Raw genomic sequence first — 8315 nt, forward strand, 5'->3', positions numbered from 1 at the left:
TATGTTTCTGGGGCGAGGCGACTGGGCGCAATGTGACGCTTAACGTGTTTTGTGTGGTAGTTGACCTAAGCTAAGGCCTTGGATACTCTTTCCACTAGGTTCGCTGCAGTTTGGACCGGAGCGACGCGGTGAACCGTCGGATGTTGGCAAGTGCTACAAATCATTCGATCAATGTCGTGCTGGCCAGAGTTAAACGAGACGCAACATGAGTAATGAAAAGAAAGTTGTTCAGCTTCGGTCTGGCCAAAATGCGGGTGGCTCGCTACCGGCTATTTTTGCAGCATGCCATGAGTGTGGGTGGCAGTTTTTGTCAGACCATATGCAGAAGCTGCTGGATAATGCTGACGATGCGCTCTTCGAGCTTGCTGATCGCGCCCTCAATGCCAGCGAGCAGAATCTCTATTTTGAAGCCATGCGGGAAATCCGCGTGCACCGTCGTCGACTGGAAGACGATTTCCGCAACCATCTTTTTGCTCCTTTCCACGCTCTGGTTGGCGCCGGTGAGTCTACCGGAGGCAGCACGCTGAAGCCGCTGGAGCTTCTCGACTACGACGACATGGAAGAGCAGGTGGCGGTCGAGAGTATGGCCAGCAAGGCCAGTAAGCGCTTTGTTCAGCCGATCGCGTCACTGATGGCCAGTTTTGAAGGCTGGAGTGCGTCTAACGGTTCAGTGATTGCCATGAACGAAAACCAGCTCCCGCTGGGGCCGCCGGCAATATGTGATGCCTTTGCCAAATCCACGCGGGATCTGGATATCAGCATCAAACCCAAGCTGGTGCTGTTCAAACTGTTTGATCGGCACGTTGTGTCTGAATTTGGTGGGCTTTACCAGGAGCTGGCTGAAATTCTACGTGCCGCTGGCTTGTATATCGAATCTAACCCTGTCGTAAAGAAAACCGAGGGTGTCGAGGAACCGTTGGCGCAGCAGGTGCCTGAAGCGGCTGCTGAACTGACTGAAGCCACCGATGTGGTGGATGTGGATGAGCTGGCGAAGCAATCTTCCGGTTCCGTGTTCGATGTACTGAAAAGCCTGTTCGCGAGCGCAGCCAATTCCCCCGGAGATTCTGGCAAGATCCAGATTTCACGTGCCTCCTTGATGTCGGTTTTGCAGGAGCTGCAGGGCTCTGAGCTCGAGCGCTTGTTGCATGCCAGTCCGCAAATTGTTTTTGCAGGTGAATTCACCCAGTTGACGGCGGATATGGCCGAGCGGCTGCGAGGGATTGGCAATAGCTCCATGAATGAGTCTGAAGAGGGGCTGGCGCAGCGCGATTTCGACGTCATCAATCTGGTCTCTTTGCTGTTTCAGTACATTCTTGAAGACGAGAGTGTGGCTAGCCCGATGCGTGGCCTTATTGCGCATCTGCAAATCCCGGTACTAAAGGCTGCGATGCTGGATAAGCGTTTTTTCAGCAAGGAAGGCCACCCGGCGCGTCTGTTGTTGAACACTATTGCAGACGCCTGTATCGGATGGCAGCCCGAGGGCGATATTGATGAAGACCCTTTGTATGTAGAAATAGAAAGCATTGTGAAAGACGTGCTGTCGCGTGCTGATGGAACGGCTTCAGTCTTTGATGAGGCGTTGGAGGAATTCAAGGTCTACCTCCAACAGGAACAGCGCCGCGCGGAAATCGTCAATAAACGCTTACAAGATGTCCAGGATAGTCAGAAAGTCGCGGATGAGGCGCGTAAGGCAGTAGATGAGCTGCTTGACCTCAAAATGCATCAAACCGCCGTTCCAGAGCCGCTGTCAACGATTCTCCGGGAAGGCTGGAGCAAAGTGCTGTTTTTGAACTATGTGCAGCACGGTAAGGACAGTGGTGCGTGGCAGCAATCGGTTGCTCTGGTAGACAGTCTGATCTGGAGCGTTCAGCCGGTTGCCAACGCGGCTCATCGTGATAAGTTGCTGTCGGAGTTGCCCACCATACTGGAAGATTTGAGATCAGGCTTGAATCAAGTGGGCTACAACCCCTATGATCTCAAAGAGCAATTGCAACAACTGGAAACTGTGCATTTGAATCGGCTGCGCAAACTGAGTGAGCCGGGTGAAGAGCAGAACAATAAAAATTTGGATGGGACGCCTGTGAATCTAAAAACAAAAGTAGACGACGCGCCGTCTGAGAAAGTCGACCTCGATGCACTGGATGCTTCGCTGGCAAAGACTTTGGGAGAGGGCTCCGCTGCCAGTGAGAAAGAGCTGGAAGAGGCAGAGCGCCGCCTGGCTCGATTGCAGGTGGGTAACTGGGTGGAAATACCACAAGAAGCAGGTAAAACACTGCGTTGTCGTCTTGCGGCAGTGATTGCCAGTACCGGTCGCCATATCTTCGTTAACCGCTCCGGAATGAAAGTGGCGGAATATGAGAAGGCCGATCTGGTGGCGAAGCTTGCTTCAGATCAGATGGCGCTGCTGGATGACGGCATGTTGTTTGATCGGGCGCTGGAGTCGGTCATCAGTAACCTTCGCGATATGAAAGACAAGCCGGTCTAATGTCGTGATGTTGCCGGCAAGCCTCGCTGATACGAGGGTTGCCGAAAGCCTCGGTTACGGACGCTTGTTATAAACATCTGTTTTAGGGCCGCTGCTCGCGGGCTTTTTACTATACGGTACAAGCATGTTCTCCATTGATGACCGCGGGTGGCTTCAGGGCGTAGAGCATTGTCCTTCTCCAAACTATGGTGAGCGCCCTGGCGACACGGCGGTAGATTTACTTGTCATACACAACATCAGCCTGCCTGCCGGTGTTTTTGGTGGCCGCTATATCCACGATCTTTTTTGTAATTGTCTCAATTGTGATGCGCACCCCTCCTTTGCCGATCTGCGTGACCTCGAAGTGTCCGCGCACGCATTGATAGACCGCAGCGGCCACACCACACAGTTTGTCTCGTTCGATGACCGTGCCTGGCATGCGGGGGTCTCTGAATTTGCAGGTCGTCCCAACTGCAATGACTACAGCATTGGCATCGAGCTTGAGGGCACCGATACCGTGGGTTATACCGCGCAGCAATATCAGACGCTGGTGCAGGTCACGCAGGCCTTGCAGCGCAAGTACCCTTTAATTGGCAAACAGCGTATTGTTGGTCACTGCGATATCGCACCGGGGCGTAAAACAGATCCGGGGCCCGCTTTTGATTGGGCCTACTTCAGAAAGGAATTGAGCTGATACGATGGAATTTCTAGCGGTAGTCACGGTGCTGATTGTCATTCAGGTCTGGGGCCACGGTGCCGTCATACAGCGCGACGATTGGGTGGACTCCACTTATCGGCGCCTTCAGGCGGTCAAAGATCACCGTTGGCGCTTGGCCATCCTCATACTGTTGCCGGTTGTGGCGGTCATTCTAGTGGATGGGTTGCTGACCGGCGTCCTTTTCGGTCTGCCTCTGCTGCTGTTTTACATCGCTGTACTTTTGTACGCGCTAGGTCGTGGCGATTTTACCTCCGAGTTGGACTTGTATGTAGCCGCCTGGCAGCGCGGAGACCTTGAGTCTGCCTACGAGCACGCGTGTCAACTGGAAGATTTTGACGGCAGCGCGTCAATGCATAACGCCGCCGAGTTACATGAACAGGTACGGCGTGCCATTTTTTACGAGGGCTTTGAGCGCTGGTTTGTTGTTGTGTTTTGGTTTGTTCTGCTGGGGCCAGCGGCGGCCTTACTGTATCGGCTCTGCAAAATCATGGATAGCAGGATAGGGGCTGATGCCAGCGAACAGTCGCTGCTGGATCAGATGGTTTTCTATATTGAATGGTTGCCGGCGCGTTCACTGGCGCTAACCTTCGCAATCGTCGGAGATTTCGAACGCGGTATTCAGGCGGTGGCACCGGTTGCTGTGGATGGATCACCCGCCGGTGAAGTGCTGCATGTTACCGGCTCAGCGGTATTGTCTGGTGATATCGGTGCAGCCATTAGCGAGCAGCAGTTTACCGAGCAGGCCGAGGCGGAGCTGCGAAGCGCCCAGAAAATTCTATCGCGCAGTGTCTTCTGCTGGTTGGTTTTTCTGGCGCTACTGCAATTGATGTGAGCTCACCGTGCGCATTGGTATCGACCTTGGTGGCACCAAGATAGAAGGCGTTGTATTGGCCGATTCCGGCGCGCCGCTATTCAGGCAGCGTGTCGCTTCTCCGTCCCACAATTACGACAATATCATCGACGCCATTGCCAGTATGGTCGCTCAGTTTGAGCGCGAGATTGGCAGGCAGGCAACGGTGGGAGTTGGCACGCCCGGCGCGCCATCGATCCACTCCGGCTTGATGAAAAACGCCAACAGTACCGTCATCAACTGCAAGCCGCTAAAGGCCGATCTGGAGCAGGCATTGAACAGGGAGGTGCGGCTCGCCAACGACGCCAATTGTTTCGCGCTTTCTGAGGCCGTGGATGGCGCCGGATCTGGGCAGCAAGTCGTATTCGGTGTCATTCTCGGTACCGGCGTCGGGGGAGGTCTGGTGGTGGATAATCAGCCGCTGCTGGGGCGTAATTTTCTTGGCGGCGAGTGGGGGCATAACCCGCTGCCGGGTGCGAACGAGCATCGTCGTTGTTACTGTGGCAGCAGCGATTGTATTGAAACTTATCTTTGCGGCAGCGGCTTGTTGCGCAGCGCAAAACGGCTCAACCCTGCAATAGAAAGTACTCATGATCTGGCGCAGCGTGCGCAAGAGGGAGAATCCAGCGCGCTTGCGGTAATTGAAGCTTATGCCGCGGCGCTGGCGAAAGCCCTTGCAACGGTTATCAATATAGCCGACCCGGATATCATTGTACTCGGCGGCGGCTTATCCAATATCGACGCGCTTTATCCATTGCTCAACAATCAGCTGGCGGGCAGTGTTTTTGGGCGAGAGTGTCAGACGTCGGTGGTAAAAGCCTTACACGGCGACGCCAGTGGTGTGCGCGGCGCGGCTTGGCTATGGCCCGCCGCCTGATGCTGCTAGGATTTATTGGCGGGTTGCCATAGCACTTCCTGGCCGCCATCACGGCGCGCAATCAGTCGAGCAAGAACAAACAACAGATCTGACAGCCGGTTGAGGTATTTGCGCACCGGTTCGTTGATGCTATCGGTTTTGCTCAGCGTGATTACGCAGCGTTCTGCGCGTCGGCAGACCACACGGGCAAGGTGGCAATGGGCCGCCGCGAGATTGCCGCCGGGCAGAATGAAATTCTTCAGTGGTGGCAGCGATTCGTTCAAACGGTCCAGCTCGTTTTCCAGCGCGGTGATACGCTCGTCGGTGATCAGGGTAAAACCGGGTACCGCCAACTCCCCGCCGAGATCGAACAGATCGTGCTGGATTTGCGATAGCAGCGGGCGGTATTCATCCTCGTCGGCCAGAGCGGCCACCAGCACACCAACATGACTATTGATTTCATCCACGGTGCCAATGGCCTCCATGCGCGGTGCATCTTTGTCGATACGGCTGCCATCGCCCAGACCGGTGGTTCCGTCATCGCCGGTACGTGTGTAGATTTTAGACAGTCGGTGTCCCATGCTGACCTCTTTTTGCGGAGTGCTCGGTAAATTGCGTTAGAATAGGCAGCTTTGCTGCGGCGCAGCTGTAGTGTAACGGATTCCGCGAAGGAGCAGGTCAACCACGTGATTGAATTTTACCTGGGTGGAGCAAGATCGGGTAAGAGTCGCCTGGCTGAGGCCGCCGTTTGCGCAACCGGTAAAGCGCGTGTTTATCTGGCCACCGCGCAGCCTCGCGATGGCGAAATGGGTGACAGAATTGCCCGGCACCGCGCTGATCGGGATCAACATTGGCTCACGATTGAAGAGCCGCTTGCGCTTAGTACGGCCTTGCGTCAGCACGCGCGTGAAGATCGATGCATTCTGGTTGACTGTCTCACTCTGTGGCTGAGCAATTGGCTGGAGCAGGGCGAGGACCAATGGCAGCAGGCCAAGCTTGAATTTTTAGAAGTCCTACCGGAGCTGCCAGGCGATATTGTGTTGGTCAGCAATGAAGTGGGACAAGGGGTAGTGCCGGTCAACGCACTGGCGCGGCAGTTTGTCGATGAAAGCGGCTGGCTCCATCAGGCGCTGGCGACACAGTGCGACCGCGTTAAATTTGTGGTCGCCGGTATAGCGATAACACTAAAGGAGAATTGAGGTGGAAGAAGCGTGGTACCTGGAAGAGGCTCCGGCGCCTGATGAAGAGATTATAACGCTGGCGCGAGCTCGGCAGGATAACCTTACCAAGCCCAAGGGTTCGCTGGGCAGGCTTGAAGACGTGGCCATCCAGTTAGCCGGTAATCAGGGAACGCTAAACCCCAAAATAGAGCGGCCGGCCATTGTTGTCTTTGCGGGTGACCACGGCGTAGCCGCTGAGGGAATCTCCGCTTATCCACAGTCGGTAACCTCGGAAATGGTCCGTAATTTTTCCGCCGGTGGTGCGGCGATTACTGTGTTGGCAAAAACACTGAACGTACCATTTCGGGTATTCAATATGGGTACCGTTGATTCCCTGGAAGAGCTGCCGAATGTTGAAGACCGTCGTGTCGCTGCCGGCACGCAAAATATCTGCAACAGTCCAGCGATGGATGAGCGACAGTTTGAAGAGTGTATGGCAGCGGGCAAAGAGGCCATCGATACCGCCGGTGATATCGATCTGTTTATTGGCGGTGAAATGGGCATTGGCAACAGCACCATCGCCGCGGCGATGGCTGTAGCCCATACCAAGCTCGCCGCTCAGGCAATGGTAGGGCGCGGCACCGGTATTAACGATCAGGGATTAGCTAAAAAGGCTGCCGTCGTTACGCGCGCATTGTCCAAGCATATTCCGCACATGCGTGCCGGCGCCGATTATCTGCGTCGTATCGGCGGTTTCGAAGTAAACGCCCTGGCAGCAGCCTATATCCGGGCCGCCCAAAGAGGCATTGCGGTTATGGTCGATGGTTACATCTGTACCGCTGCGGCGATGGCTGCCGTCAAGGTAAACCCGTCGATCAGGCCGTGGCTGTTTTTCTCTCACTGTTCGGCAGAGCCCGGTCACGAGAAATTGCTCGTTAAACTGGAAGCAAAACCGCTGCTATCGCTGGAAATGCGCCTGGGCGAAGGCAGTGGCGCGGCGTTGGCATTGCCTATCTTGCAGGCCGCCTGCGCCCTGCACCGGGATATGGCAAGCTTTGATGAAGCGGGTGTGAGTCGCGGTGGCTGAGTTTCGTGTAACCACGGTTGATCTGTTGCGCCACGGCGCCTGCGAAGGGGGCGAGATCTTTCGCGGCAGTACCGATGTGGCGCTGAGCGATAAGGGCTGGGAACAAATGCGCAGCGCCGTGCAGGGGGAATCCGGCTGGTCGCATATCGTGTGCTCTGATTTGCGACGCTGCCGCGAATTTGGCCACTGGCTGGGTGAAGAGCGAGAGACACCGGTCGTCACGGATGCTCGCCTGCGGGAAATTCACTTTGGAGACTGGGAAGGGCAGAAAGTTGCTGAGGTGCGCGAGCTATATCCCAAAGAATGGCGCGCCTTTTTCGGCAAACCCTCTCAGGCTGTAGCACCTAACGGCGAAGCCATGGTGGATTTTCACGAGCGGATAAAGCCCGCAATCGGTGAGTGGGCGCAACAGTTGCGCGGTCAGCATTTTCTGGTCGTCGCCCACGGTGCGGTGATCCGTTCGATCATGGTGAACTGGCTGCAGATGCCGCTCGATGCCATCACCAGCTTGTCTGTGCCCTATGCTGGTATGTCTCGTTTTAAAATCTTTGAGATGGCGGGAACTGAGCCCTGGGCCCAGCTGGTCTTTCACCGGGGCTAGGTTTTCGCTTGCTGCATTAGCGAGAATATCTGCGACATATCCAGATGTTCTTCCAGACAATCGGCAAGCCGGTCGAGATTGGCCTCCAGCAGCGCTTCAAAGTCGAAGTCCGAGGTTTGCGTCAAACCTGCCCAGCGAAGAATTGCATCGCGTGCCGCTTTACTGTCAAACACGCCGTGCAGATAAGTCCCCAGAATCTGCTGGTCTGGCGACAAATATCCATCGGGCCCATAGTCGCCGCTCAGCGCGGGATATTGCGCGAGTGCCGGACCTTCACTGATGCCGCAGTGAATTTCGTAGCCACGCGCCATTGCGTCCAGCAGGGTGCCTTGGGTATGGCGCAAAATCTTCTCTGCGGTCATGGTAGTTTCAAAATCTGCGAGACCCAGCCCCGGGGTTGAGCCTGCACTGCTCTCAATACCCAATGGGTCGTGAATGACCTGGCCAAGCATTTGATAGCCGCCACAGATCCCCATCAGTTTTTTGCCACGCTGAAGGTGTGCATGCACCGCCTTCTCCCAGCCGTGCTGGCGCATCAACGCCATATCTGTTCGTGTGTTTTTGGTGCCGGGTAGCAGA

The 8315-nt window shown here is 55.5% G+C and carries 8 protein-coding genes and 1 pseudogene; 7 read left to right on the plus strand and 2 right to left on the minus strand.

Annotated elements, in window-relative coordinates; genetic code table 11:
* Positions 1-205 precede the first annotated feature (205 nt).
* From ABYP39_RS15415 to ABYP39_RS15430, 4 genes are all read left to right on the plus strand, one after another.
* Positions 206-2485, plus strand: coding sequence for a DUF1631 domain-containing protein (locus tag ABYP39_RS15415; RefSeq protein WP_372783416.1), 2280 nt, complete (start codon positions 206-208; stop codon positions 2483-2485).
* Between the two features lie 124 nt (positions 2486-2609).
* On the plus strand, positions 2610-3158 hold the full coding sequence (gene ampD / locus ABYP39_RS15420; RefSeq protein ID WP_372760233.1) for a 1,6-anhydro-N-acetylmuramyl-L-alanine amidase AmpD: 549 nt from the start codon (positions 2610-2612) through the stop codon (positions 3156-3158).
* Between the two features lie 4 nt (positions 3159-3162).
* A complete protein-coding gene (gene ampE / locus ABYP39_RS15425; protein WP_372783418.1) occupies positions 3163-4014 on the plus strand; it encodes a regulatory signaling modulator protein AmpE in 852 nt (283 codons plus the stop codon).
* A 7-nt stretch (positions 4015-4021) separates the two neighbouring features.
* On the plus strand, positions 4022-4909 hold the full coding sequence (locus ABYP39_RS15430) for an ROK family protein (RefSeq protein ID WP_372783420.1): 888 nt from the start codon (positions 4022-4024) through the stop codon (positions 4907-4909).
* Between the two features lie 5 nt (positions 4910-4914).
* On the opposite strand, the gene ABYP39_RS15435 is transcribed toward ABYP39_RS15430, so the two are convergent.
* Positions 4915-5469, minus strand: coding sequence for a cob(I)yrinic acid a,c-diamide adenosyltransferase (locus ABYP39_RS15435; protein WP_372749956.1), 555 nt, complete (start codon positions 5467-5469; stop codon positions 4915-4917).
* A gap of 105 nt (positions 5470-5574) precedes the next feature.
* Between ABYP39_RS15435 and cobU the strand changes: the two genes are divergently transcribed.
* The 3 genes from cobU to ABYP39_RS15450 are packed head-to-tail and all read left to right on the plus strand — an operon-like array spanning position 5575 to position 7736.
* On the plus strand, positions 5575-6087 hold the full coding sequence (cobU, locus tag ABYP39_RS15440) for a bifunctional adenosylcobinamide kinase/adenosylcobinamide-phosphate guanylyltransferase (protein WP_372749955.1): 513 nt from the start codon (positions 5575-5577) through the stop codon (positions 6085-6087).
* Position 6088: 1 nt separating this feature from the next.
* Positions 6089-7135 (plus strand): nicotinate-nucleotide--dimethylbenzimidazole phosphoribosyltransferase, encoded by a 1047-nt coding sequence (gene cobT / locus ABYP39_RS15445; RefSeq protein ID WP_372749954.1) that lies wholly within the window; start codon positions 6089-6091, stop codon positions 7133-7135.
* A complete protein-coding gene (locus ABYP39_RS15450) occupies positions 7128-7736 on the plus strand; it encodes a histidine phosphatase family protein (protein ID WP_372783422.1) in 609 nt (202 codons plus the stop codon). The genes cobT and ABYP39_RS15450 overlap by 8 nt, the downstream gene beginning before the upstream one ends.
* On the opposite strand, the pseudogene ABYP39_RS15455 reads toward ABYP39_RS15450, so the two are convergent.
* A pseudogene (locus ABYP39_RS15455) lies at positions 7733-8315 on the minus strand (cobyric acid synthase CobQ); the annotation flags it as partial. The gene ABYP39_RS15450 and the pseudogene ABYP39_RS15455 sit on opposite strands and share 4 nt — an antisense overlap.

This window comes from Litorivivens sp. (assembly GCF_041625495.1).
Classification (GTDB): Bacteria; Pseudomonadota; Gammaproteobacteria; order Pseudomonadales; family Spongiibacteraceae; genus Litorivivens.